Annotated in this window: 22 protein-coding genes and 1 pseudogene; 2 read left to right on the top strand and 21 right to left on the bottom strand. The window is 46.1% G+C overall.

Annotated elements, in window-relative coordinates:
• Positions 1 to 18: 18 nt before the first annotated feature.
• Positions 19 to 621, bottom strand: coding sequence for an RNA 2',3'-cyclic phosphodiesterase (gene thpR, locus C0Q44_RS16380; RefSeq protein WP_105408323.1), 603 nt, complete (start codon positions 619 to 621; stop codon positions 19 to 21).
• Positions 622 to 818: 197 nt separating this feature from the next.
• Between thpR and C0Q44_RS16385 the strand changes: the two genes are divergently transcribed.
• Complete coding sequence (locus C0Q44_RS16385) at positions 819 to 1,775, top strand: D-2-hydroxyacid dehydrogenase (RefSeq protein WP_105408324.1); 957 nt, start codon at positions 819 to 821, stop codon at positions 1,773 to 1,775.
• A 128-nt stretch (positions 1,776 to 1,903) separates the two neighbouring features.
• On the opposite strand, the gene C0Q44_RS16390 is transcribed toward C0Q44_RS16385, so the two are convergent.
• From C0Q44_RS16390 to C0Q44_RS16440, 11 genes and pseudogenes are all read right to left on the bottom strand, one after another.
• Entirely contained in the window at positions 1,904 to 2,881 is a 978-nt protein-coding gene (locus tag C0Q44_RS16390) for a TRM11 family SAM-dependent methyltransferase (RefSeq protein ID WP_105408325.1), read from the bottom strand.
• A 278-nt stretch (positions 2,882 to 3,159) separates the two neighbouring features.
• Positions 3,160 to 4,872, bottom strand: a complete 1,713-nt coding sequence (locus C0Q44_RS16395; RefSeq protein WP_105408326.1) for a methyl-accepting chemotaxis protein — start codon at positions 4,870 to 4,872, stop codon at positions 3,160 to 3,162.
• Positions 4,873 to 5,183: 311 nt separating this feature from the next.
• Entirely contained in the window at positions 5,184 to 6,194 is a 1,011-nt protein-coding gene (locus tag C0Q44_RS16405; RefSeq protein ID WP_374955103.1) for an MsnO8 family LLM class oxidoreductase, read from the bottom strand.
• Positions 6,195 to 6,224: 30 nt separating this feature from the next.
• Positions 6,225 to 7,640: a deoxyguanosinetriphosphate triphosphohydrolase family protein gene (locus tag C0Q44_RS16410; protein WP_105408329.1), complete on the bottom strand. Its 1,416-nt coding sequence runs from the start codon at positions 7,638 to 7,640 to the stop codon at positions 6,225 to 6,227.
• 738 nt (positions 7,641 to 8,378) lie between these two features.
• Positions 8,379 to 10,259 carry a molecular chaperone HtpG gene (gene htpG / locus C0Q44_RS16415; protein ID WP_105408330.1) on the bottom strand — a complete coding sequence of 627 codons (1,881 nt, stop codon included), beginning with the start codon at positions 10,257 to 10,259 and terminating at the stop codon, positions 8,379 to 8,381.
• Positions 10,260 to 11,287: 1,028 nt separating this feature from the next.
• Positions 11,288 to 12,187 carry a nickel transporter permease gene (gene nikC, locus C0Q44_RS16420; RefSeq protein ID WP_105408331.1) on the bottom strand — a complete coding sequence of 300 codons (900 nt, stop codon included), beginning with the start codon at positions 12,185 to 12,187 and terminating at the stop codon, positions 11,288 to 11,290.
• A gap of 69 nt (positions 12,188 to 12,256) precedes the next feature.
• Positions 12,257 to 13,260, bottom strand: a pseudogene (locus C0Q44_RS16425) (ABC transporter permease).
• A gap of 275 nt (positions 13,261 to 13,535) precedes the next feature.
• Positions 13,536 to 15,188, bottom strand: a complete 1,653-nt coding sequence (locus C0Q44_RS16430) for an ABC transporter substrate-binding protein (protein ID WP_105408332.1) — start codon at positions 15,186 to 15,188, stop codon at positions 13,536 to 13,538.
• Between the two features lie 911 nt (positions 15,189 to 16,099).
• Entirely contained in the window at positions 16,100 to 16,321 is a 222-nt protein-coding gene (locus tag C0Q44_RS31525; RefSeq protein ID WP_308737431.1) for a hypothetical protein, read from the bottom strand.
• Positions 16,318 to 17,046 (bottom strand): glycoside hydrolase family 25 protein, encoded by a 729-nt coding sequence (locus tag C0Q44_RS16435; RefSeq protein WP_308737432.1) that lies wholly within the window; start codon positions 17,044 to 17,046, stop codon positions 16,318 to 16,320. The genes C0Q44_RS31525 and C0Q44_RS16435 overlap by 4 nt, the downstream gene beginning before the upstream one ends.
• Positions 17,047 to 17,414: 368 nt before the next feature.
• Positions 17,415 to 17,912: a phage holin family protein gene (locus C0Q44_RS16440; RefSeq protein ID WP_105408333.1), complete on the bottom strand. Its 498-nt coding sequence runs from the start codon at positions 17,910 to 17,912 to the stop codon at positions 17,415 to 17,417.
• 106 nt (positions 17,913 to 18,018) lie between these two features.
• Here C0Q44_RS16440 and C0Q44_RS31055 point away from each other — a divergent pair, with 106 nt between their 5' ends.
• Positions 18,019 to 18,153, top strand: coding sequence for a hypothetical protein (locus tag C0Q44_RS31055; RefSeq protein ID WP_258166367.1), 135 nt, complete (start codon positions 18,019 to 18,021; stop codon positions 18,151 to 18,153).
• A gap of 177 nt (positions 18,154 to 18,330) precedes the next feature.
• Here the strand turns inward: C0Q44_RS31055 and C0Q44_RS16445 are convergent, their stop codons facing one another.
• The 9 genes from C0Q44_RS16445 to C0Q44_RS16485 form a co-directional block, all read right to left on the bottom strand.
• A complete protein-coding gene (locus C0Q44_RS16445) occupies positions 18,331 to 18,792 on the bottom strand; it encodes a hypothetical protein (RefSeq protein WP_079350958.1) in 462 nt (153 codons plus the stop codon).
• 62 nt (positions 18,793 to 18,854) lie between these two features.
• Positions 18,855 to 19,025: a hypothetical protein gene (locus C0Q44_RS16450; protein WP_181151031.1), complete on the bottom strand. Its 171-nt coding sequence runs from the start codon at positions 19,023 to 19,025 to the stop codon at positions 18,855 to 18,857.
• Between the two features lie 22 nt (positions 19,026 to 19,047).
• On the bottom strand, positions 19,048 to 19,497 hold the full coding sequence (locus C0Q44_RS16455; protein ID WP_079350960.1) for a hypothetical protein: 450 nt from the start codon (positions 19,495 to 19,497) through the stop codon (positions 19,048 to 19,050).
• Positions 19,498 to 20,115, bottom strand: a complete 618-nt coding sequence (locus tag C0Q44_RS16460; RefSeq protein WP_105408334.1) for a hypothetical protein — start codon at positions 20,113 to 20,115, stop codon at positions 19,498 to 19,500. It abuts the gene before it with no gap.
• Positions 20,115 to 22,481, bottom strand: a complete 2,367-nt coding sequence (locus C0Q44_RS16465; protein WP_105408335.1) for a hypothetical protein — start codon at positions 22,479 to 22,481, stop codon at positions 20,115 to 20,117. Before C0Q44_RS16465 ends, C0Q44_RS16460 begins: the two co-directional genes overlap by 1 nt.
• On the bottom strand, positions 22,482 to 23,027 hold the full coding sequence (locus C0Q44_RS16470) for a putative phage tail protein (RefSeq protein WP_105408336.1): 546 nt from the start codon (positions 23,025 to 23,027) through the stop codon (positions 22,482 to 22,484).
• Positions 23,024 to 24,082 (bottom strand): baseplate J/gp47 family protein, encoded by a 1,059-nt coding sequence (locus C0Q44_RS16475; protein ID WP_105408337.1) that lies wholly within the window; start codon positions 24,080 to 24,082, stop codon positions 23,024 to 23,026. The genes C0Q44_RS16470 and C0Q44_RS16475 overlap by 4 nt, the downstream gene beginning before the upstream one ends.
• On the bottom strand, positions 24,075 to 24,488 hold the full coding sequence (locus C0Q44_RS16480) for a DUF2634 domain-containing protein (RefSeq protein ID WP_105408338.1): 414 nt from the start codon (positions 24,486 to 24,488) through the stop codon (positions 24,075 to 24,077). The genes C0Q44_RS16475 and C0Q44_RS16480 overlap by 8 nt, the downstream gene beginning before the upstream one ends.
• Positions 24,485 to 24,742 carry a DUF2577 family protein gene (locus tag C0Q44_RS16485; protein ID WP_181151032.1) on the bottom strand — a complete coding sequence of 86 codons (258 nt, stop codon included), beginning with the start codon at positions 24,740 to 24,742 and terminating at the stop codon, positions 24,485 to 24,487. Before C0Q44_RS16485 ends, C0Q44_RS16480 begins: the two co-directional genes overlap by 4 nt.
• Positions 24,743 to 24,748 lie beyond the last annotated feature (6 nt).

A 24,748-nucleotide genomic window follows, 5' to 3' on the forward strand; every position in this document is an offset into this window, starting at 1 on the left:
ATGGCATATCCATGAATTTCAGGTAAATGAAAACGTGTCCACGACCTCATACATTGGCGATTGTCCAAGCCTGGTCACATAAAGTACAACATCCTTTACAATCCACGAATTAACGCCTGAGGAATGTTCCGGAAGCACACCAGACACCCCTTTATTCTCATTACCTGGGAGCTGCCCCATATATTTTCTGGCAACAGTGATGTGCGGGGAATAGGGTCTTAATTCAGCTTCAAACCCAAGCATTGATGTAGCCATCACAATTTGTTTTTGCACTGAAATTAAACGATCTACTTCTCCGCTAATCCCTTTCCAGAGCACTTTAGGAGCTTCATCCAGCCCAAATGTTCCCCAGCCCGAAAGCTGAAGTTCAAAAGCCTGACCTTCGGCTGCCGCTAAGCGCAATGCTTTTCGCAGGTGTCCAATGTCACTCACTAATGTATCCCCCAGAAATTGCAAGGTAATATGATAATCCCTATGATCTGTCCATTTACGAAAATCAAGCTTGTTCTGTACAAGCCTCGTATCGATCTGAAGAGACTGCTGAACCGTTACAGGAAGACGAATCGCTACAAATAATCTCTCCCGCCGGGATGTATGATCCTGATGTAAATTGTTATTCATGACATACACCTCTCTAAAGTTCGCTCTATTATTTCATAATTATGCATATCGTTTCAAGTTGGGTAAGTATAGAGTGACACAAAGATGAGAATTTGCAAATAAGGCTTCATTCCTGCATTTGCCTTCCCATGCACATCCGTCATTAAATCTGATAAACTTAAAATCACCAATCAACTATCTCAGGAGGAACACACATTATGGGTAAAATCGTATGTTTTCCAACATTATCTGAAGAACAACAACAGCGCATTCTGAATGCCGCACCAGGGTATACACTGAAAGTTGGCAAAGCCAAAGAATTGGACCCTGCCGAGTTAAGCGATGCTGAGATTATTCTCGGATGGTCGCCACTTGTCACTGAACATGCGTTGAAACAGGAAAACCTTCTCCAATGGGTTCAAGTATGGTCAGCGGGTGTGGATAACCTCCCCTTAGCTGATCTACAGCATAAGGACGTCCAGGTAACCAGTGCAAATGGAGTTCATGCCATTCCCATTACGGAAATTATTCTTGGCATGATGTTATCCCACAGCCGCTGGCTGAGACAAGCCATGCTGCATCAACAGCAGTCCGAATGGAAGGCTCCTGCCAAACCATTGCCGGAACTGCATGGCAAAACAGCGGTCATCGTTGGTGTGGGTGAGATCGGAACGGAAACTGCCCGCGTTCTCAAAGCACTCGGCATGCGCACGATCGGAGTACGCCGTTCAGGTAAAGATGTGCCCGATGTGGATCAAATGTACGACATGACTGGTCTACATGAAGCCTTGCGCCAAGGCGATTATGTGATTAACATTCTACCCCTGACTGATGAAACCAAACATATATACGATGAAGCTGCATTTGAGCATTTCAAGCAAGGAGCCTGTTTCGTCAATGTGGGACGTGGCCCCAGTGTGAAGACGGAAGCGTTGCTAAGTGCACTCCAAAGCGGACCAATTGCCTTTGCCGCACTGGATGTCTTCGAAGAAGAACCCCTTCCGGCTGACCACCCGCTGTGGGGCATGGACAACGTGTTAATCACACCTCATATCGCAGGAAGTACAGAGCAATATACCGATCGAGCACTCGATATTTTCGTGCAAAATCTGGAAGCTTACGTTGCTGGCGAGACATTGCCGCTCAACCTGGTAGATTATAATCATAAATATTAACACAAACACCCGTTCCCATGCAATAATGTGCAAATCACATTCATTTCGATTTATCATTATCTCATCAAAAAAACTCCATTTCTGGAAGTGTAAGATCTTCCAAGTTGGAGTTTTTTTGTCGTTTGGGCTTAGCTACATAACCATATATGACGTATAAATGCACCTTTTTGTGCTCTTATATACGTTTCTACGTTCCATCCTACTTCCAGCAAGTGCTCTTCCATCCACTCTGTGGAAACAATGACTGCACGTTTGGTCAATCTGCGCAAGCTTTCCAGCATGGCTCGTTGCTCATGATCCGGAAGCACAGAGCACAGATTATAAGGCATATCCAGAATGGCCGCATCGTAAAAACCTTGCAATTTATTCATATCACCCAATGTGATTCGATCTGGATCATATCCATAATGCGGCAGATTCATTCGTGCACCTCTCACCGCCAAAGGATTCAGATCATTACCTTTCGCTTCAATTCCAATGGATAAAGCCTCAATCACAACCGTTCCCATCCCGCAACATGGATCAAGCAACTGATGGTTTTCTACTTTTGGAACGGCGATATTAACCAGCGCTCTGGCCAGCGTGATACCGAATCCAGTGGAATAGTTTTGCGGCTTCTGCCGGTGAATGTGCCATGATCGATCCGCTTCTGTCCACTGACCCAAGATCCATTTTTCTCCTGTTTGAATTAGGCCAAAAGTCACCTTAGGCTGTTTCATCTGAGCTTTGCCCTTAATGCACATGCCGACTTCCTTTTCCAGTTGGCGAGACTGTGCATAATCAAGGGTGTGATCGCCTTCTTTTAGACAAACTACCTTAAATGTCTCATCAGGCAATAGATGAATGTCTTGGGCAAAAGGAAGCAACTCAGTAACCGTGTCCCCTTCACCGATCACATCCAATCTCCCGCGGATAAAAGGACTTCGTCCCGGTGGTATACCTATGTCGGACCAGACATACGAGCCCCGGTCTAAACCGCTCTCCGCGCTTGGTTCAAGCAGCGTATTCAGCTCAAGTATGCATAATTCACGTTCGTTCTCGTGGCAAGCAAAGGTATAGAGATATTTTCCATAAGTGGCGCACATACCAAGTGATTCAGCAGGCAAAATTCCCCTCTCCTTTAGTTGTCAAGTTAGCTTCAGGTAGACATTGTATACAATGTCAGGCTTATAGACAACGATCATTCTCCATAGCCTTATTGATCTAAAAGAAAAAGTAAGGCATTCCCATTATCCGGGAAAACCTTACTTTGTTTGATATGCCAATAATGGAAATAAAAGCAATTCCATCCAATTTAATCATGTTCCAACAGCTCATAAATCATCTGAATTTTCGCCATTTAACCTCTTGCCTTATTCCTGTTTCTTCTATTATAAGAAGAAGGTTATATTTTTAATTTTTCAATGGATGTAAGCAGATCTTCCGACAATTCTTTCAGACTCTGAATGTTGCCGCTAATCGTTTCCATAGAACTTACCTGCTCCTCTGCCGATGCGGAAACTTCCTCCACACTGGCTGCTGATTGTTCCGAAATAGCAGAAATCTGCTGACCGAAATCATTCATGCGCTCACTTGCTTCCTGCATGCCCGCGAGACCATCCGTCATCGTTCCAATGACACCTACCATGCCTTCCACTGATTCATTAATGGTTCGGAACAGTTGACCGGAAGCAAGTACATGTTCCTGTCCCAATTCCGTCTCCTGAACACCTGTGCGTAACTCCGCAACAACCCCTTGTGAATCTTTCTGAATATCCTCGGTAATTACCGTAATCTCTTCGACCGAAGCCTGCACCGCTTCAGATAACTTCCGTACTTCGGATGCAACTACGGCGAACCCACGGCCACTCTCTCCTGCACGGGCTGCCTCAATGGAGGCATTCAATGCCAACAGATTGGTTTGACGTGCAATATCGTGAATCACCTGAACCAGTTTGGAAATATCCTCATTTTTACAATTCAATAATTCCATCTTGTTCATGGAAGCCGAGACTGAACTGGAAATCTGTTGCATCTGCTGTACCGACTGTTCCATAGCCTTGCGACCATTCAGCCCTTGCTCCAGCACACGGTCCGACATGACCCGTAGCTGATTGCCTTGTTCCGTATGATTCTGAATATGGTCATTCAACCCCTCAACAGTATGTGCCGAGGCCACTGCCGTCTCTGCCTGACTCTCCGCAGCCTTGGCGGACTCTTCCATCGTTACAGCAATTTGGCGACTGCCAATCTTAACTTCTTCCGAGGAGATTGCCAATTCTCCGCTTTGACGATTGACAGCTTCCGCAATTCGTCTGACATTGAGAACCATGGAAGTCAGGTTACCTTTCATATCGTTCACCGCTTTAGCCAGCACGCCGACTTCATCCTCATGTTTGCTATGTACATCCTGAACATTCAATTGACCTTCAGCAATCAATTTCACTGCACTAATGACACGCAGCAATGGTTTGACAACCTGCGATCGAATGATAGGAATACTGATCAACGTAATGACAATCATGATTAGAACACCAAAAATGATAATCAATCTGCCATCCTGCACGGATCGAATGGTTTGGGCGGCGGACAGATCGGACTGTTGTTGATTGTATTCCACGAGATAATCCAGATCAACCTGCATGGCATCAAAGGAATCAGCACCTTTTTCAGATACTTCCTTCGCCATCTGTACCTGGCCTTCATCACTCAGCTTGATCGCTTGCGTGTTAAACTTGAGATACGCTTCCCATTTGCTCTTGAATGCAGTCCAGTGCTCCAGCTCCTCTGGAGATTTCTTCTGCTGATCATATAACTGCATCGCTTGAGTTGTTTCTCGAATATACTTGGTGCGTTCTTCAGACAAAGCAGCCTTGTCCGTTTCATCCGCGTCAAAGTGACGATAACTTAATGACAGAACATGCTCTGTGGTATAGTTCAGCCGGTTAATTTCCTGAATTGAGGGTATCCAATTACCTGTGATTTCATTGGTGTTGGATTCTATCGAATTCATCCGACTCACAATGGTGACACTTAAAAGAATTAAACAGAGGATTAACAAGTAAAACGCGATGCTGATACGCAGACCAATACTCTTGATTCTGAATCTGCTGAACATATGATTTCCTCCTCGTGACCGTCCTCGGCCATCCCAAATTCATTTGTTTTTGTCTTTGTCTTTGTTGTACCCTTCTTTTGGCATCTTTGAAAATAATCTTTTTATCCGATTAAGATAGGAATTCAGACGTAAAATATTATAACATTCTTTTGCTGAACAGATGATTATTTTGTAGAAAATTGTTGAAATTTGACGAATCTCAAATGGGAGAGCTGCAGCATACGGCTCTTGTCCGATCTTCAGCTCTCCCATTTGTTATGATTCCAAGGGGTTCCACCTTATAATAGTCAGTCTGCGTCATTCTTGCTGTCTCATGATTCCGCCAATAATCGGTAAGAATTCAGCCTGTTCTCATAATCGGGTCCTGCCGTAACAATAAGTAACCGCTCCGTATCCAGTCTCTGGCTCACCTGTTGCAATTGACTCCATACCTGCTCGGCTGTACCCGCATAGTGTTGTGCTACTTTGTGTGCTAGTTTGTTATGATTAGCATCTCCTGCATCATTCGTGTTCGAGTCCAAGACAGCACCTGAATCCGATTCAGGTAAACTTTCTTTCCCATTCGCCTTGCGCCGTTCCGACATGTCGCGACTCCATGTCAGAGCATCCTCCTCTGACTCTGCACATAATACACTGACTGCCACCATAACTTCTGGCTCCTTCATGGTCGCACTGGGAATGAACCCTTCCCGGTACCGCCTTACAGCCTCTGTACCGTCAGCATCACTCATAAATTGACCAAATACATAGCCCATGCCAAACTGTGCCGCGAATTCTGCGCTCTTTACGTTCGTCCCCAGCATCCAGAGCGATAACGGAAGCTTGGGAATGGGACGAGCTGTCACCGGATGATCCTCGTACGTGTACCGGTCTTCAAGCAGTTCTGTCAGTGCTGCGAGCGATGCGGGCAGCTTGGACACATGCTGCAAATAATTGCCACTGAGTGCCATCGTGGCATGAGGTCCACCGCCAGGAGCACGTCCCAGTCCCAGCTCTATGCGCCCCGGATAGAGCGCAGCCAGCAGACGGAACGATTCCGCTACCTTGAGAGGGCTGTAATGCGGCAACAGGACCGCACCGGAGCCCAACTGGATCGTTGTTGTTCTTGCTCCGATATGGGCGAGCAGCACTTCTGGAGATGCCGATGCCAGTTCAGCCATATCATGATGCTCTGACGTCCAGTATCGAGAGTACCCCCAGGTTTCGGCATGCTGAGCAAGCTTTACTGATTGCTGAAGCGCCTGTTCTACCGTCGCATCATCTAACCTTGGAACAAGGTCAAGTACGCCCAGTTTGTATTTTTCACCAATTCTCGTGCCCAAGCGTCTCATCTCCCTTCGTTTTGGTGATCTCTAATCGAGATCGTAGATGGAACCGACCTTCAGACCGTAGAGTTCATTGTATATTTTCTCAGCAAACGCATCCGTCATCCCGGCAATATAATCAATCACCATGTGTTCCCAAGTCCAGATCGGATTCGCCTTCGCCTGATCCTTCTCATATCGTTGCAGCCAGTCGGATGGAATGATCGATTTGGACGTTTCCGGATCAAGGAAAGCATCCCATAACCGCTTAATCATCCATTCACTGCGCTTCTGCAATCGCTGTACACGCAGATCACGGATCATAGTCACCCAGGCAAAGCTCTTGAGCACACTCACCGTACGCAGCATGTCAAGGTCTTCAGCCCCTTCACGGACAAAGGTTACTTTCTTCCAGTCGCCGTCGTCAATAACGCCCAGGCTGCCTACAAAAAAGCTCACCCAGTAGGCTTTCACCTCACGGCGGGTACGCGAGTAATCATGCTCGCAAAACGGCATCTTCTCATTCCAGACGCGCAGGAACGAAGCGAGCACTTCTTCTACCTTTTGCCCAATGGCTTCTCTACCCCATCCGTTCCAGAACAGATCCTCCAGCGTCGTAATCTTATCCACAATCAGTCGATTCACATGCGGATCTTGCAGGAAATGCTCATGTACCTCAATTTTGCCTGCTTTGATGCCATCCTCCAAGTCATGTGAGGAGTATGCAATGTCGTCACAGAGATCCATCAATTGTGCTTCCAGCGTCTTCTTGCCTGCTGGCATGTTCCAGCGATCACGGATCTCACGAATATATTGCCACTCATGATGATACATGCCCTTCTTGCTCTCCGTCCCCGGATACGGATACTTGTTGATTCCGAGCAATACTGCATCCGACAGGTTCAGCCCGTCGATATCTTCCCGTTTCTCCAGATGCATAATGAGACGGAAGTTGTGGGCATTGCCTTCAAAATGCTCGTATTTCCGTTTGAGCTCGGCACGAACCTCGGATTCCTGCAGAGGAGATTTGGATGCGCGGCTTTTCTTCATGATTTTCTTCGCCTCGGTGTTAATCAGATCATCCAAAATGCCGTCCAGCACTTCCTCACCTTTATGTCCAAAAGGCGGATGTCCGAAGTCATGTGCTATCGCAGCACACTCCACTACTTCCGAATCAATAATAAGACCTGGACTATCTGCCCGATCCCAGTCTACCTCAGGAAAACGCCTAAGCAGACTTCTCGCAGCCTCACGTGCAATCTGTGCCACCTCCAGGGAGTGGGTCAACCGGGTACGATAATAATCCCCCGTTCCTGCGCCAAACACCTGCGATTTGCCCTGTAACCGACGGAAGGTCGGTGAATGAATCAATCTGGAATAGTCCCGTTCATACGCTGCACGAGATCCATCCAACTTGGTTAGTTCCGGATATTGTCTATGTTCTCTCAGATCGTTCCATTGCATGTGATCACTCCTAGCCGACTGTCTCTATTTTGAGTGATTATACACAACATCCGTGGTTTCGAAAAGTAAAACCTGTCTGCCATTGTCACTTCTTCTCACATCATTTTGTGATGATCAGTCATCTTCGCTTATTATACCCTGCCAGACTGTCGTCTGTGCAGCTAAATGATAAGGATTCATATTGAACTCACACTATCGTGACTTATGATGAAAAAAGTGACTTATACAGTTTGTATGGCCGTTACGGTTACGGATCGTTCTTATGATCGCTGTTATTCCCAAATTTCTTTGATTCCCTTTTAAAAGGGAGAAATTCGGGAATAGCGTATGCTTCCGATGCAGCTTTCTTGCAGAAAGCTTTCAGGCGACCGCTTCGCTTCTTCAGAATCGATTCCGTCCCCTTCACTACTTTTTGCTGTTTTCACACCAAATCTAAATGACATCACATTCCCTATAAGGGGGAATTCTTCAAAACTTTGAAAAGCTAAAGAATTTCATTACGATGTTCATCCATCGCTGCAATGATAGTCTGCCTCCCCCGCTCCTACCCCGTTGTGGGTAAAAACAAAAAAACCGACAGGACTGAAACGCCCTGTCGGGGTAAAGATGGTGGGTGCAACGGTATTTTGTAGTTTTCCGACTATATAGGTACTGAGTCTTCACCCGGAAACTACATTGAACATGCCATCATTTTTGATTCAGTGCACCGTTATTACATCACTGCGATATCGCGGAAGTTTACACCATCACCTTACAGATATCGTTGGTGAACTCTACCGGGTCCTGAATGGGCAGTCCCTCAATCAGCAATGCCTGATGGTACAGCAGGCTGGTGTAGAGGTTCAGCTTTTCCTGATCCTGTGCAAAAGCGTCTTTCAGTGATTTGAAGACATCGTGATTCACGTTGATCTCCAGCACTTTATCCGCCTGTACATCTTCGCTGTTCGGCATTGCTTTCAGGATCTTCTCCATCTCAATCGTCAGCTCACCTTCGGTGGACAAACATACCGGGTGACTTCTGAGACGTTTGGAAGCTTTAACCGCTTTGACTTTACCCGCCAATTGAGCTTGCATCGCTTCGAACAAGTCTTTGTTATCGTTGTCCTGAGCGTCCGTTTCTTCTTTGTCCGCGCTATCTTCGATACCCAGGTCACCACTGGAGATGGATTTGAATTCTTTCTCCTTGTAGTTCGTGATCATCTTGATCGCAAACTCATCGATGTCATCGGTGAAGTACAATACTTCGTACCCTTTTTCCAACACACCCTCGATCTGTGGTAGTTTCTCGATACGGCTGATCGACTCACCAGATGCATAGTAAACATACTTCTGATCTTCCGGCATTCTGGAGACGTATTCGTCCAGGCTCACCAGCTTGTTCTCTTTGGAAGAAGTGAACAGCAGCAGATCCTGCAACGTATCTTTGTTGACGCCATAATCGCTGTACACGCCATATTTCAACTGACGACCAAACGCTTGATAGAATTTCTCATAGTTCTCACGCTCGTCCTTCAGCAGGCTTTGCAGTTGACTCTTGATTTTGTTCTTGATGTTCTTCGCGATCAGGCTAAGCTGACGATCATGTTGCAACATCTCACGGGAGATGTTCAGGGACAGATCTTCCGAATCCACCATACCTTTGACAAATCCGAAATAATCCGGCAACAGATCACTGCATTTATCCATGATCAATACCCCGTTAGAGTAGAGTTCAAGGCCTTTTTCATACTCTTTGGTGTAATAGTCAAACGGCGTGTTCTCCGGGATAAACAGGATCGCATTATACACTACTGCGCCATCTGCGCTGATGTGCAAGTGTTTGAGCGGTTTGTCAAAACCGTAGCGTTTTTCCATATAGAAGTTGGTGTAATCTTCTTCGGTCAATTCGCTTTTATTTTTACGCCAGATCGGCACCATGCTGTTCACGGTTTGTTCTTCCTGATACTCTTCGAACTCGTTCTCCGTGTCCTCTTTCGGACGTTGACCCGTTACATCCATCTTGATCGGGTAGCGAATGAAGTCAGAGTATTTTTTGATGATCGATCTCAAGCGGTACTCTTCCAAGAATTCGTCATACGAATCTTCTTCGGTATTCTCTTTGATCGTCAGGACGATCTCTGTACCTACGGAATCTTTCTCAGCCGGTGTAATGGTGTAACCATCCGCGCCTTCAGACTCCCATTTCCAAGCCTCGTCGCTGCCCAGCGTCTTACTTGTTACCGTCAGCTTGTCCGCCACCATGAATGCCGAGTAGAAACCAACCCCGAATTGTCCGATGATGTTGTGACCGTCTTTGGCCTCATTTTCCTTCTTGAACGCCAGGGAACCACTCTTCGCGATAACCCCCAGATTGCTCTCCAGCTCGTCCGGCGTCATACCAATCCCGGTATCCGTCAGGGTGAGTGTGCGATTTTCTTTGTCGATCGCGAGCTTGATGTAGTAGTCCTCTTTGTTGAAGACGAGGGTATCGTCCGTCAATGCTCTATAGTATATTTTGTCAATGGCGTCACTGGAATTGGAAATCAATTCTCTCAAAAAGATTTCTTTTTGGGTGTAAATGGAGTTAATCATCATATCCAGCAAACGTTTGGATTCTGCCTGGAACTCTTTCTTAGCCATGGATGGGTGGACTCCTCTCAAATTGGATATCGAATGATTTGATTGAAAATAGAAAGTAAACCTTGAGTTTTTCATACAAAACTTGCGGGTGAAAGAATATCATTCGAAGCTTAAACACTTGATCATCAGATCCACTAGATTGGCCAATCTTCAAAATGCATGACGTTCTGCAATGTAGCCGTTCCGGTTACGAATCGTTTTTCGGATCGCTGTTATCCCCGAATTTCTTTGATTCCCTTTTGAAAAGGGAGAAATCCGGTGATAGCGTATGCTTCCGATGCAGCTTTCTTGCAGAAAGCTTTCAGGCGAACGCTTTGCTTCCTCCAAATCGATTTCGTCCCCTGCACTACTTTCGCATCTGATCAGGAACTTGTTTGAGGATTAGAGGCTTCTATTTAAATGGATTCTGTTGATTAAGCAAACATTTCGCTTCTTGAGGTCTGTTGCGCCCCTTGGATTCGCATGTCCTACTCAGATTCAATATCTATTTTCAAAAACAGAATCATTCCATATGTAGGCGTATAGTAAAAACAGCATTTGTTAGCACTCCGATCATCAGAGTGCTAAACCCTTCCTTTTATATAACATATGGGAAAATTGGGTGTCAATACGCTGGCGGTTATTTTAACAAAATGATCGAATAATACTTTAACTTTTGCACATCATCAATCATTCTAACGTAATCCCGCTGGCAACACAAAAACCGCCTCGAACCAAGGTTCGAACCGGCATCAGTAAAGATTGAAATGAGTAGATGTTGGAATAGGCGGCTAGTGACACATCATTCCCATCTGACATGTCTTGAAGTATCACCGGCCTTGTTGCGTTCAGACTAACGAGTTTGTCGATTGGTGGTTGCGTTGGTTGGTTATTTAGCCCTTTTGAGAGTATCCGCAGGTTTTTCACTAAATAGGGTGTGTGAAGTTCGTTAGATTGGGAAATGCACGTGAAATCGCAAAATAAGGCTTCCCAGGTTCGTTAGAGTTGGAGCAGAAGCTGGAGCTGGAATTCGAAGTAACTTTTAACTCTTATTTTTTCGCCATCTTGGGATCAAGGGTATCACGCAGTCCATCACCCATCAGATTGAAGCCAAGTACGGTCAACATAATGGAAACGCCAGGGAAGATCAGTGTCCACGGTGCTTTTTGCAGAAACTGACGGGAGTCTGATAGCATTTTGCCCCATTCCGGGTCGGGTGGTTGTGCACCCATGCCCAGAAATCCGAGCGCAGCGGCCTCGATAATTGCTGTTCCAATGCCTAATGTACCTTGCACAATCAGGGGAGTAAGACTATTCGGCAAAATATGACGAAACAAGATCCGTCCGTTCCCTGCTCCGAGTGTGCGCGCCGACGTAATAAATTCCTCCTGTCTCAAACTGAGTACCCGTGAACGCACCAACCTTCCGTAGGTGGGAATGTTCACAATGGCGATGGCGAGCAGTGCATTTTGCAACGACGGGCCCAGTATCGCCACAATGGGGATAGCCAGTAAGATCCCTGGAAATGCGAGCAAAATATCAAATAGACGCGAGATAAGCATGTCCGCCCATTTTCCATAAAATCCAGCAATCAGACCCAGCAACGTACCTGCAATAATGGAACCAATCACGGAGAAAAAGCCCACCCACAATGAAATACGCGCCCCATACAGCACTCTGGAAAACACATCACGCCCCAGGTCATCGGTACCAAACCAATGCTCTGCCGAAGGGGCCTGAAGCCGATCCTGAAGCACCTGTTCCTTGTAATCGTAAGGAGCAATATATGGAGCAAGGACGGCCAAAAGGATAAAAAATGTTATGATAATCAAACCCGCAAGCGCAAGCCGATTCCGCCGAAACGTTCTCCAAGCTTCCCGCCATGGACCCGCTGTGCTTGCTGATGCTGCGTCAATGGACTGACCGGTATTCGTCGATAATTTGGCCATGAGGCGTCTCCTTTCCTGGCTACAGATTGGTTCTGCCCTCTCCGTATTGTGACTCACTTCTATATTTTTCTATTTATAGCTGATCCGTGGATCGAATACGACGTAGAGTAGATCCACAATCAAGTTAATCACCACGAAAAAGAACGCCACGATCAGAATGCCACTCTGGATCACCGGGTAATCCCGTGAACTAATCGCTTCATATATATAGCGTCCAACGCCCGGCCAAGCGAAGATCGTTTCGGTCAATACCGCACCCCGAGCAACGACCCCGTCTGTATACCGATAACCGTGAGCACGGGAATAAACGCATTCTTGAGTGCATGTCCATATACGACAAAAAACGGACCCAGTCCCTTCGCCTTTGCGGTACGAATGTAGTCGGAACTCATCACTTCCAGCATGCTGGAACGGGTCATGCGGGCAATAACTGCCATCGGAATCGTTCCCAGTGCCACACTTGGCAGAATCAAATGCTTCGTCACGGTCCACAACTGATTCCATTGTCCAGCAATCATCGTATCCAGCACGTACAAGCCCGTAATGGCTTCCACCGGATCGCGCGCATTCATTCGTCCAATGGATGGCAGCCACTGCAACTTGTTCGCGAACAACCATTGTTCCATCAGACCGAGCCAGAAGATTGGCATGGATACTCCCACCAAAGCAATGACCATGCAGCAATAATCAAACCAGGAGTTGTGCTTCCATGCACTGACAATTCCGGCATTCACCCCAATAATGACAGCAAACAACATACTTGCCATCGTTAATTCGAGCGTGGCTGTCAGATAAGGGACAATTTCCTGGGCAATAGGCACCTTGGTGCGGATCGATGTTCCCAGGTCACCTTTAACCAAATCGCCAAGATAAGCGAAATATTGCTGGAACCAGGGTTTATCGAGTCCGAGTTGGTCCCGCAGGGCCTGCTTGGATTGTTCAGTTGCCTTTTGCCCAAGTATGGTCTCCGCCGGGTCACCTGGTATCGCGTGAATGATGGAAAAGACAATCAGAGTCATGCCTAGCAGCACGGGCAGCAACACAAGCACACGTTTGACAATATAGCTGTTCAATCCTGTTCACCTGCCTTCGACATATCATCCAAAATAAAAAGCGCTGGTAGAAACGCATGCTTTGGGTAGTTACGTCCGGATGTGGGTTCTGCCAAGCATTACGCGTCGCCAGCGCTTTGAACGAATGAATTTACACTTTATAACTCCGATGGGGATAGCTTATGCTTCGAGATGTAGTTTTCTTTCAGAAAGCTTGTAGGCGAACATTTCGTTTATACAGAGTGGTTCTGCTCTCTGCGTTATCATTAAAATGCTGAGTTCAGCTTACATATTCATCATTCAAAATAGGCATTGGCATAGGATTCAGTGCCCAGCGGGGAAGGTACGAAACCTTTCAGGTTCGATTTACCTGCCAGAATCGGCGTGGTATGCACAAGTGGAATCCACGGTGCGTCTTCCTTGATAATCACCTGCGCTTGTTTGTACAGCTCGGCACGTTTCTCCTGATCTGTTTCTTTCTGCGCATCCGTCAGCAACACATGCAACTCTTCGTTGACATAGAAGCTGCGGTTGTTGCCCGGAATAGCGTCTTTGTCCAGCAACGTGTACAGGAAGTTATCCGGGTCCCCGTTATCCCCCGTCCAGCCTAGCATGTAGATATCGTCTTTCTCTCCAGCTTTGGCATCATCCAGATACGTCGCCCATTCTGGCGATTCGATGTTCGTAGTCACGCCGATTTTCTCAAAATCAGCCTGGATTGCTTCCGCTACCTTCTTGCCATCCGGCATATACGGGCGGGAAACCGGCATCGCATAGAAGGTTACCGGATCAGGCAATCCGTCAGGGAAGCCAGCTTCGGCCAGTAATGCTTTTGCTTTTTCCAGATCATATGGGTAATCCTCAATGGTATCGTTGTACCCCCACAGCGTTGGTGGCATTGGATTCACGGCAGGCTCGGCCTGTCCTGCAAAGAACGCATCAATAAGGGCCTGCTTGTTCACCGCATGATTGAGAGCTTGTCTGACTTTGACATTATCAAATGGTTTCTTCTTGAAGTTAAAGCCGATATAAGCCACGTTGAACGGTGGACGCTCAATCTTCTGCAACTCGCTCTTGCCTTCAAGGATGGACAGATCGTCCGGGTTCAGGTCTTCCATGACGTCGATCTCACCGTTCTGCAGTGCATTGAAGCGAGCTGTATTATCCGGAATTGAACGCACGATCACTTTGTTCAGCTTCGGAAGTCCTTCTTTCCAATAATCCGCGTTTTTCTCCAGGGTGATGGAGTCGTTACGCTTCCACTCTTTGAATACAAATGGGCCGGTGCCCACAGGCTCGCTCTTAAAGTTTTCTTTTTTCTCCTGAATCGCGGTTGGGCTGGCCATACCAAATGGTGTCATCGCAATATTTTGCAGGAAAGGCGCTTGTGGCTGGTTCAATGTGAACTCCACCGTAGTCTCGTCCGTCGCCTTCACTTCCTTGATCACACGTTCGCCCTCTGGACCAAACATGGAATCATAGTAATCGAAGGAATCTCCTTCAAATTTATACTCACTCGCCGGATCGCTCCAGCGGTTGAAGTTGAACACGACAGCCTCCGCGTTGAAGTCAGTTCCATCATGGAATTTCACACCAGACTTCAGTTTAAAAATATACTTGAGCCCATCCGCCGAAATCTCCCAGCTCTCTGCCAGTCCAGGAACGACTTCTGTTCCGCCTTCCTTGTAGTCCAGCAACGAATCAAACACCTGATGTCCAATCTTGAGTGACTCCCCATCGGTTACAATCGCCGGGTCGAGAGCAACGGAATCCCCACCACGCCCCATAATCATCGTATCCTGCGCTACCGTTTCGGTTGGAGGGTCTGTTCCTTCCACCGGAGCAGGCGTAGTCTCCCCACTCTCGTTACTGGAGCAACCGGACAACACCAATACGGTACTCAAGGCCATGGTCAGAACACCGGACATCCATTTTCTTCTCAGTCGCATACGTACAACACCCTTCCCTGTCTCATAATGTGTGTAATGCTGGCATGAAAGATCTCCAATGATGGCAATCGGTTTGATGCTATGTATCATATAAAAGGCTTTAGATGCCTGTGATACCTGGATTATGTTTCTGGAAAGAATGAGCATGTATATGAAATGTAAAAAAACTAGATATAAGGGTATAGGCCGGTATCAGGCAGCGCACATCGGTTGATTCATTTTATGAAAAAAGGCTAACAAATCATCTTCTGCGAAGAATCCGTGGAGGAGTTGTTACACAATATTTGAACTGAGGTCAATAAGCAGCAGTGATGTGCATGCTCTGTAAGAGCAACTTGAATCAATAGATCAAGAAACAACAACAACAACAACAACATCAACATCAACTACCAAGCTACAATGCCTGTTCCTTCAGCCGGGTATGGCTATCAGCTATCCTTTTGAGCGTGAGTGTGGGAACCAGATTAAAATAGGTACGAAAGAAGTCAGCCTGGGTGAAGTTCTTTAGGAAGATCAAATCATTTGGGATAGGTAGATCCGTCTATGGTTGCGAATAACCATGGCGTTCTCTTAGAGGTTGGATGTGTAAAACGTATGAGAGAGTCGTGTTGAAGTATTGGATTATACAGCAGGGAGACATTACAATAACTTGGTATGTTATGGTCTTGTCATGATGAGGAGGATTCTGGTTATAAACTGTGGTGAAAAACATTTTCGTGTAACTTACTTTACATCACATTAATCAATTAGACAAGACATTTGCGGACATAAGTCTTCATCTTTATTATATGTGTTAATATCACTTACACAAATCACAAAAAAGGAACACAGGTCGACAAAAAACGTCCCGTGTCCCTCTCCATTCACTTCACGCTCATATATGCTCAACCTGTAATCCGGTGTGGATCATCTCATTTTTTGAACAAACCTCTACGATGCATGACGGTGATAAAACGGTAAAAATCATAACTCGCCCCGTTATCGATACTGAACAGTGGATTTTTGGTGTCATATGCCAGTGCTGCATCCACAGCGGCTTTCGCCCATACTGGAACTTCCATCTGTTGACGCGCCTGTAACTTATCGACTTGGGATTTGAGCGCATCAAACGCTGCTTTCTCTTCGGCTGTCATCGGTTCGCCCCTTTCGGTGGTTCGATTGGCGGTTTCGGATGGGTTGGATTCGTCGGATTGGACGGTTCCGGTGGTTTCGGAGTGGCTGCTGCGTACCTTGCTCTGAGCTGTGCCGCTGTTCCCTCGAATTCATTCATATCCACGTTGCCGCTAATGCCATTCACCTTGCCTGAATCCGTATACTGCCAGAACGTCCAACGCTTCCATGCTGGCTGTTCATCCGGCACACGAGTATTACTGTAACGCGCAATCCACAGATCATATAAGCTGAGGGATGTATCAAAATTCCGGGCAAATGAATTGCCCGTGTATATGATCGGTTTTACACCTGTCAGACGTTGTAATTCGGTTAAAAAAGCTTTCGCAACCGCATTCATCTGCGCTTTGCTCAGGTTGCCAGGGTTGTTCTCGTAATCCATAACGGGTGGGAGCTGTAGCACCTTGGCGCCTCCAACTTTGTTAACTGTATTGGCATAATGTGCCGCTTCTGCTTTGGCTGCTTCAGTGGATGTCGCACGGAAGAAATGATATGTTCCGACCAGCATGCCTGCCGCCAGTGCACCTGTTACATTTTTCTGGTAATTTGGATCGGTATAGGTCTGTCCCTCAGTCGCCTTGATGAATACAAATGTCATGCCACTTGCCTTCACTTTCGCCCAGTCAATATTGCCCTGGTATCGGGAGACGTCAATGCCCTGTGTGTTGCCCGAACTTCTCGTTTGCATGTTTCTCACACCCTTTATGCGGCAAATTGCCGTTTGTATATAGTTAATGCGGTTGGATCAGGGGTTGCTTGTGTGCGTGTCCCTTGTTGATGGTAATAGCTATGTTCATTGAGTATCTATCCTCTTAGGAAAAAATATCAAGCCGGTACGCGACCGTTCCGGATACGGATCGTTCTTATGATCGCTGTTGTCTCCAAATTTTTATGATTTATTATTCTAATGGTTAAAATTTAGAGACAAAGGCGACCGCTCCACTTCTTCAGAATCGATTCCGTCTCTTTCACTACTTGCAGGCTAATGGTGCAGACTTCCGACTCTGTAGTGCTCTATATCTTGCCACAGGACAATTTTGAATGAATGCTGAGCCTTTACTTCGTTTCATCTCTAATCTGTTGATCAACGTCCTCATGATCTGACTGTACAAAAGATTCTCTGGAATCAGGAGTATAGTTACCTGAGATCCCCCCGGATCCCCCTTTTCCCTTGAGCACTTCAATAGCTTGCCGAATCACTGGCGGAATGGGAGCGCCCAACTTACCCCCGTTTTCGATAATGGACAACAACTCATTTGCGATATAAAAAAAGGCGACCGCATCCCTGAACAAATGTCCGTCTCCCAGAACACCGTCCACCAGATGAGCCACCGATACCATTGCAAATATAAATACCTTTCGTGCGATGCCGAACATCCCAACATTACTCTCTAACTTGCCACTCATGCCCGCCGCCGCGATGCCAGTCAGGTAGTCGAGGATGACGAATACAAGTAGTACACCGAGTACACCTGACCATCCTCCGAAGAAGTAGGTTACTGAGCTGCTCATGAGCGCAATTCCCCATTTCCATAAGGTATCCCATCGTTCCATGGTTTCACCTCCTTTTTGTTTTTGATAGTGGATGCCTAAGTAGCTTACAACGCTAATTCTATTCTACTGTCGTTTGGATGAGACAACTCATTTTGTAATCTCCCCGATGAAATCCGACTTTGTAACGGCAGGCACATCCATAACCATCGAACCCGTCATTTACATAGTTGCAGCAGCTACAGCAACTCCTGATATGTCAGGAACTGTGCGGGCAAAGACGAAACGGATATTCGCGGGTTAAAAGCCTCTCGATTAAACACGGATCCGCCCCCTTAAATATGAGAAGCCCCCTGACCACTCCAGAAGGCATAAAAATAGCGCTCAACAGGGAGCGCACCAACAACTAGGTTATATTAAACGCCCCGGAATAAAATTCCGGCTTCATTTAATTTTCCGCCTCCCTTTAATTTTTGAATCTTTACAAAATAACACTACCTATTAAATTGTTATCGGGCAACGATATGGAAACAGTAAAATTCCTAACTGTAACACTGCCAACCGACGGGTCTGTTCTTTTAACGTAAATTTGCACTAAGTCATCTTTAACGAAGGAAATATCTTCAAAAAAAGATTGAGTTATGCTCCCGCTAATAACTCTGTTCGTGCCAACAATTATTCCATTTTTGTAAATAACGCCTTCTGCGCCATAAGCACCCGAAGACATTTCGAATCTAACTCTAAACGTACCTGTTTTATTTACCTTTATTTCTTTTACTTTGGTGAAGGCGGTTGATTGAGTGGACGATGAAGAAAAACTACCCACTACGATAACATCCCCTGCGCTAACCGTATCTGGAATAGATAATCCAACTGCTCCGTCAATCAAGTAATTGTCTAACAAGTAATTATCAAGTAAAGGCATAGATTCACCACATTTCATTAAGATATGCCCTCCATCTGATCAGAGGGCATAAAAATAGCGTTCCCATTTCGGAACGCTTGTTACACGATATTGCCGTTTTGATCCATTCCAGTAGCTTCGAGAGCCGCTTTTACTTTGTCACGGTTACCACCAGCAGTTGGTACATCATCAATTGAAATAACGCCTTTATGAATCATAGCCACGTATACAGCCAACATATTCTCACCCCCCTCCATGATCGTTCCGGCCATACGGATCAGCAACCAAGCAATCCTATTCCGCATTGCCCGCATCCGGGAGCGTTGACAACAACAATGCGTGCAGCTCCATCAGCGCAAGTTGATTGAGTGTGTTTTCCTCAGCCAGCTTTTCATTACGCACGTCCGATTCTGCCAGCCGTTGCTTCAAATCATTGATCTGACTTTCCAATGAAAACGTTGGAGGTTTTGGTTCTTCGTCTTCTTTGACAGGATACAAGAACAACGGCTCCAATGTTTCAAGATCAATACGAACAATTTCTCCACCTTCGAACCGATCAAACATATACGCTCCATGTTCAAGTTGAATAAAGTCAACTTCTTCCAACACTTTCTCTGCCAATGCTTTGTACAATTTAAAGTCTTGTTCCTTTGTGGTTTCGACAACAGGCCCAGCGTATTCGGGAGTAATGACAATGACATTGCCAGAATTGACATCATAATAAACCTTTGATCCTATTAACATTTATTGCACCACCTTTTCCATGATGATCGTAAATTGAGCGGTTGAAGTTGTCGCAGCATGATACAACTGTTTTCCTTTAGCCAAGAAAATTTTCGGTAACGGCACAATCAATGTGTCATAAGGCTTAATTAATTTGCTATTAATTAAAGAAATCGACGTATTCAATGAAACCGTAGCAGCCGTATTCGTGCTATTGCAAATCACGATAGACTTTATAATTGCATCAAAGTCATTTGCAGGTGAATATATTCCGCCACCGCCTACAGTAACAACCGTAACTGCTTTTAAATACGGGTAATTTGCAGAATCATAATCTCTTTCAAATCCGGATATGAGCATTCTGACGCTTGAAGTGGACCCAGAAACGGTTATACTTTCTCCAGGCAAAAGAGGAAAGTCCAACTCGTCGAGCACCAAAGTATCTCCGCCTTTTAACGTGTGATCGTATGCAATATTTCCGCCGCCCATTGTCAACCTAAACGTAACGACAGTATTAGTTGACGAATTGCATATGATTGCCGATTTTATTACGGAGTATTTACCCGATGGAACAGTGTAAACAATCGTCGAAGTCGTAGGTACATTTCCTTCGAAAATCGATTTAATTGTATCTGCCATTATTCAATCGACCCCCAAACATTTCTTTTATTTTGTAAGGCTTTAAGTGCTTCACTTAATGATCTTTCAACAACGGATAAGGACGTTGCACCTTGTTGTACGTCATGTACCAAGTTTGTAAGCAACGCCTTTTCGTTGTCCGGGACTGATCCGACAAATGCCGCTATCGGGAACGTGTCCAGCATCAGATATGTGACTTTGTAGTCGGCCGATGGATCGAACAATGAAACTGCTCGATAAGCACGCTCCAGTCCGTAACTGTTCGCGTCCGTAGACCTTTCCCACTTTTCCGAACAGCCGTTTTTATAAATCGTCATAACCTTTTTAGCTTTGTATTTTAGTGGGTTTGACGCAACTACACTGCTCGCATTTGAGTTTATTTCGTAAGTGCCCCATTGAGTCGATAATGCTGGCTTTGTCCCTTCACGCAACACAATCCCCGTTCCCACTTCCACCTGATTATCTCCCTCAATCAACGTCAATTGTCCCTCGGACGTGATCGGCTCGACAGTTGGTATTGCAAGTTGATATACAAGCTGGTATGACGAAATTGTCCCATCTTTAATAGAGGGAGAACTCTCGTTTACTGGTACTGACGTTCTTAAATGTGCCCATGTGCTATTCCAGTTGGCCGGAGGTGAGTATCCTATCGGTGTCCATGTTTTTTGAGACGCGTTTGTCGGATCATTGTAATTGCTGGCGCTCATGTTACGCATCGTCCAGCCCATGAAATACGCCTTAATCTCATTGACTGTTGGCGTGTATGCGTCTCCCCAACCGCCGTCGTTATTTGAAATTGATATCCATATTGCTCCAGGGTAACGATCTTTATTCCCTACATTGAATTGATCCGGAGCGTTTTTGGCGTCATCTGTTTTATCTAACGTTAATTGCTTTCCATCATACTTGGTCATAAAGCATCTTTCGTTAGTCGTTTCAGAACGATTATTTACGTATCCAGATGCTACAACATATCCTGTATATCTGTTCCTTCCACTTATAGGGAGGTTTTCATTCGTTACGTCTAACATTCTCCACTTCGCCATCTTGAAATATTGCCCGTCCTTTCCGAACACTTCTTCAGCATTTGCCCCGGTTAATGGATCAGCATGTAAATCCGTTTGCAATGCGAGCATAGCGTCCTCACGCGGTTTGAACGGTTTGGCTGTTGTGCCGATATTGAGTATTGGATTTGAAAAGGCATACGCCCCAATGCCTTTCGATCCATTTCCGATAATAACACTCAAGTAAGCAGCATTAGGGGATGTTTTAATATGCAATTCTACTGTATCCTGGTACCCAGAATTTTGAATGATAGTTCCGTTAATGTCCATGTCCTGTAAGGCAATCATACCGTTGTGGGATAACGCAAATGTGTAATCTGTATTGGCTGCACATGGGATATTATATGTCCATCCCATATTATTTCCAGATGCATTAAGCGTTGCGCTATACGAGCTATTGATTGACTGCCCATTCCCTGCCGTGACAGCCTTATAAAAAGGTGGCAATAGATTAGCCCCATATCGAAGCGCATACGGATTTCGCACAGGTTGAACGCTATCAACATAAGGATATTTAACGTTGAGTTGGTCGGATGTCAAGGACTTATCTTCATCGGCAACTTTGTACATAGCTGCCTTAGAGAAATGCACTTGCGATCCGTTTGATGCTTCGTAAGTCGCATATTCTGCGGTTAATTTAAATCCAAATGTTGTATCCCACCCGTCCACAATAGCTTGAGTTACTGTAATCATTCCATATAGTTCATAATTTGTTCCGTTAACAGGGTTCTCAATGTTCTTTGCAGTAAATCTATTAAGAGTAGTTGAATACAGGTATAGCTGCAATTGTTTAGCCGTTCCCACAATATGAGTAGCAAGAACACGTAAAAACAATTTATCCCCTACCTTTGGAGTTAAGGAAGAAATATGCTTATAGTTAGTCAATTGAGGATTTACACCAGAACCATCACCTGTGACAGTTATAATGTTATTTGTTGTCGTTCTTGTACCGAAACCTATATTCCATTTCGTGGCATCCACAAAATTACCATCCCGCCCCAACAAATTCACCAGCGTTCGGCCCTTCAACCCTTCCAACTTAAATGCCGAAGCACGTTCAGCATTAATAACTTGTAACCCTGGCTCCAACGTCACCGATCTGCGCTTCTCCGTATCCAACCGCTCCTGAATACTACTCACCTTTGTCGCGGTTTCCTCAGCCTTTTCTTCGATATGCCCTATACCCTCATCAACCTTCTCCCAGTTCTGATCCAAATACTTTTCCAGATCAAAATTCGTAGTCGAGGGCGAGGAACGGTCAATCTTATTTAGCCCCAAATTCGGTGTTTTTGGTTCATTCATTTAAGCTCCACCTCCTGCAAATTTATCCTGCCGGGTCTGTTCAATCTCTTTCAGCGTCATGCTTTCAACCTCCGCAATCGTCAAATACCGTAGACGGTACTCCACGGTCATGTGTGCAGGTTTGATATCCTCAATCGCTGCCTTCAAATCGTCCAGATTGGGCGGCAAGCCCCAAGTATCGATGAAGCGGATTCGGATCAAGTATTCCTCTGGCGAAACGGATACATCAATCCCGCCACTTTCGTAGGCCTGCGCCACGTTCTTGAGCATCGAACCGGAAACCTTACCACTTCCGCGCATTTTGGAAATGATTACGGATCTCCGCTGATCATCCGGCTTGGCTTGATTCGTCGGAATCTGCAAATCCTGCTCATAACGTTCCAATGCCCAGGTCGCAGACTCCGGGTAGAATTGATCCAGCACACTTTCCAAACCCACCGTAAGCTTGTCCAGCTCAACACCTTCGGTCTCTGTAAGAAGTTGCATCTCCAGCACATTTTCATACAGCGGGGGCAAAAGAGTCATTAATACCTCTGCTTTACTCATGTCACCTTCACCGTCCCAAGAACAGCTACTGCGCCGGGGTCGATCTCCAGATTGGACATCCCACCATTCACCAGCAGATCGCTATAATCGATCACGGGCGGAATATCCAGAATGACATTGGCAATACGTGTCCAACGAACCAACGGGTCGGCAAAAGCTAGTTCTTTCAGATACGCTGTAACTCCCGTTTCAATCAGTGTCTTCACGCCCTCGTACGTTGAACCAGAAGCAAGCGTGACCTGTACCTCCACATCAATAGGTATCTCTTGCGCTCCCACAACAGTAACCACAGGTCCGATTGGAGCAGCACCTTCGCCCATTCCATCCTGAGTTGGATCGATATATTCTTGCACCGCCTCAATGACCGCTTCAGCAGGTGTCTGCATCTCATTATTCAGCAATGCCACCTTGACTGTACCTGGCCCGTCCCATAGTGGAAAAGCCTTCGCTTTGCCCACACCGGAGTTTTCCCGTGCCCATAATTCATACTGATATTTGTTGGCACTCGTGACCGGACGGGATACTTTATCCTGATATCGGTCATACAGGGCCTGATCCGTTTCCTCGTCTTCGCCAGGAACCAGCAACTGTGTCAATTCAGCTGTCGTCAGGCCAGCAATATAATCGATGGGCAGCAGGGCCCCCGTATATTCATTACCTTCCGCTCCCGCGACCTCACATTCCAACACATATCGCCCTGCCGCGATGCGCTCCACAACAGCATATACCCGATCCCCCGTGGAAAAACGACTCTCCAAAGGAACCTCAACAGGCTTACCTTCGTTATCCCGAAAACTGCCAACCCAACGTGCCTTCGTGGCCGCTTTCCGACGAATGCCCGACCAAGCCACTGCACGATCCAGATACTCTCCAGAAGCTGTAGACGCAAACTTCAGATTGGCGTTCACATCCAACTCGATATACATCTGAGCCATTTCCACAGCCGCTGGCGCAAGCGCATCATAGATAATGCTGCCTTCACGTTTATCCACACCATCCGGTACTCTGTCCAGCATTCTGTTTAAAATAACTTCAAACGTCTGCTCTTCATACATCCATGTTCACCTCCGTCTCTTCCCTGAAGCTGCCAAAATCCGTTTCCACGGTAAACGAAACCCTTACTCCATCCGCCTCGTGGACAAAATCGAACTCGGTTACATCCGAAATGCGATCATCCGGAAGTAACGCTTCGTGAATCCAGCGTTCCAGTTCAGATTCAACCATAGATCTCCCGGCCATTCCTTCCCAGGACCATTCCATACCGTAATCCGAAGAATAGATTAGATGCTCGTAGCGGCGTGTAGACAATGCTTTATAAACCGCCTGTTTTACCGCATCTTTTCCATCCAGTTGCAGTCTTCCAATCCGCTGTCCCGAAGCTTGAAACACATACGTCCGACTTGGAAGCACCGCAGCTTCTTCCTGATCTTCTGCACTGATCTGCGCACCCTGTGGAATCATGGATTCACCAGCCGATCCAGCACGACAAAGCTGTCTCCACCTTGAACACGTAACAACAAGACATGGTCACCCATGGTCCAAGTTTTGTTCACTACGGATTCCGGCAGTACCAGAAAAGGTTCAGCCAATGCCAGCCGTTGTTCAACGGTGATCTCCAGAGGCTGGGTGTTTGTCACGCTTCCGTACATTACCTGAACGGGAGACTTGGCATCTACAGCGGCCACCGCCGCCTTTTTAATCACGTCCAGCATCATTTATCG

The sequence above is a fragment of the Paenibacillus sp. PCH8 genome (genome assembly GCF_002968835.1).
GTDB lineage: Bacteria > Bacillota > Bacilli > Paenibacillales > Paenibacillaceae > Paenibacillus.

Coding starts and splice junctions, on each gene's coding strand:
- thpR (WP_105408323.1), bottom strand. CDS start 621: ATGAATAACAATTTACATCAGGATCATACATCCCGGCGGGAGAGATTA.
- C0Q44_RS16385 (WP_105408324.1), top strand. CDS start 819: ATGGGTAAAATCGTATGTTTTCCAACATTATCTGAAGAACAACAACAG.
- C0Q44_RS16395 (WP_105408326.1), bottom strand. CDS start 4,872: ATGTTCAGCAGATTCAGAATCAAGAGTATTGGTCTGCGTATCAGCATC.
- C0Q44_RS16410 (WP_105408329.1), bottom strand. CDS start 7,640: ATGCAATGGAACGATCTGAGAGAACATAGACAATATCCGGAACTAACC.
- htpG (WP_105408330.1), bottom strand. CDS start 10,259: ATGGCTAAGAAAGAGTTCCAGGCAGAATCCAAACGTTTGCTGGATATG.
- nikC (WP_105408331.1), bottom strand. CDS start 12,187: ATGGCCAAATTATCGACGAATACCGGTCAGTCCATTGACGCAGCATCA.
- C0Q44_RS16430 (WP_105408332.1), bottom strand. CDS start 15,188: ATGCGACTGAGAAGAAAATGGATGTCCGGTGTTCTGACCATGGCCTTG.
- C0Q44_RS31525 (WP_308737431.1), bottom strand. CDS start 16,321: ATGACAGCCGAAGAGAAAGCAGCGTTTGATGCGCTCAAATCCCAAGTC.
- C0Q44_RS16435 (WP_308737432.1), bottom strand. CDS start 17,046: ATGCAAACGAGAAGTTCGGGCAACACACAGGGCATTGACGTCTCCCGA.
- C0Q44_RS16440 (WP_105408333.1), bottom strand. CDS start 17,912: ATGGAACGATGGGATACCTTATGGAAATGGGGAATTGCGCTCATGAGC.
- C0Q44_RS31055 (WP_258166367.1), top strand. CDS start 18,019: ATGAAATCCGACTTTGTAACGGCAGGCACATCCATAACCATCGAACCC.
- C0Q44_RS16445 (WP_079350958.1), bottom strand. CDS start 18,792: ATGAAATGTGGTGAATCTATGCCTTTACTTGATAATTACTTGTTAGAC.
- C0Q44_RS16450 (WP_181151031.1), bottom strand. CDS start 19,025: ATGGCCGGAACGATCATGGAGGGGGGTGAGAATATGTTGGCTGTATAC.
- C0Q44_RS16455 (WP_079350960.1), bottom strand. CDS start 19,497: ATGTTAATAGGATCAAAGGTTTATTATGATGTCAATTCTGGCAATGTC.
- C0Q44_RS16460 (WP_105408334.1), bottom strand. CDS start 20,115: ATGGCAGATACAATTAAATCGATTTTCGAAGGAAATGTACCTACGACT.
- C0Q44_RS16465 (WP_105408335.1), bottom strand. CDS start 22,481: ATGAATGAACCAAAAACACCGAATTTGGGGCTAAATAAGATTGACCGT.
- C0Q44_RS16470 (WP_105408336.1), bottom strand. CDS start 23,027: ATGAGTAAAGCAGAGGTATTAATGACTCTTTTGCCCCCGCTGTATGAA.
- C0Q44_RS16475 (WP_105408337.1), bottom strand. CDS start 24,082: ATGTATGAAGAGCAGACGTTTGAAGTTATTTTAAACAGAATGCTGGAC.
- C0Q44_RS16480 (WP_105408338.1), bottom strand. CDS start 24,488: ATGATTCCACAGGGTGCGCAGATCAGTGCAGAAGATCAGGAAGAAGCT.
- C0Q44_RS16485 (WP_181151032.1), bottom strand. CDS start 24,742: ATGATGCTGGACGTGATTAAAAAGGCGGCGGTGGCCGCTGTAGATGCC.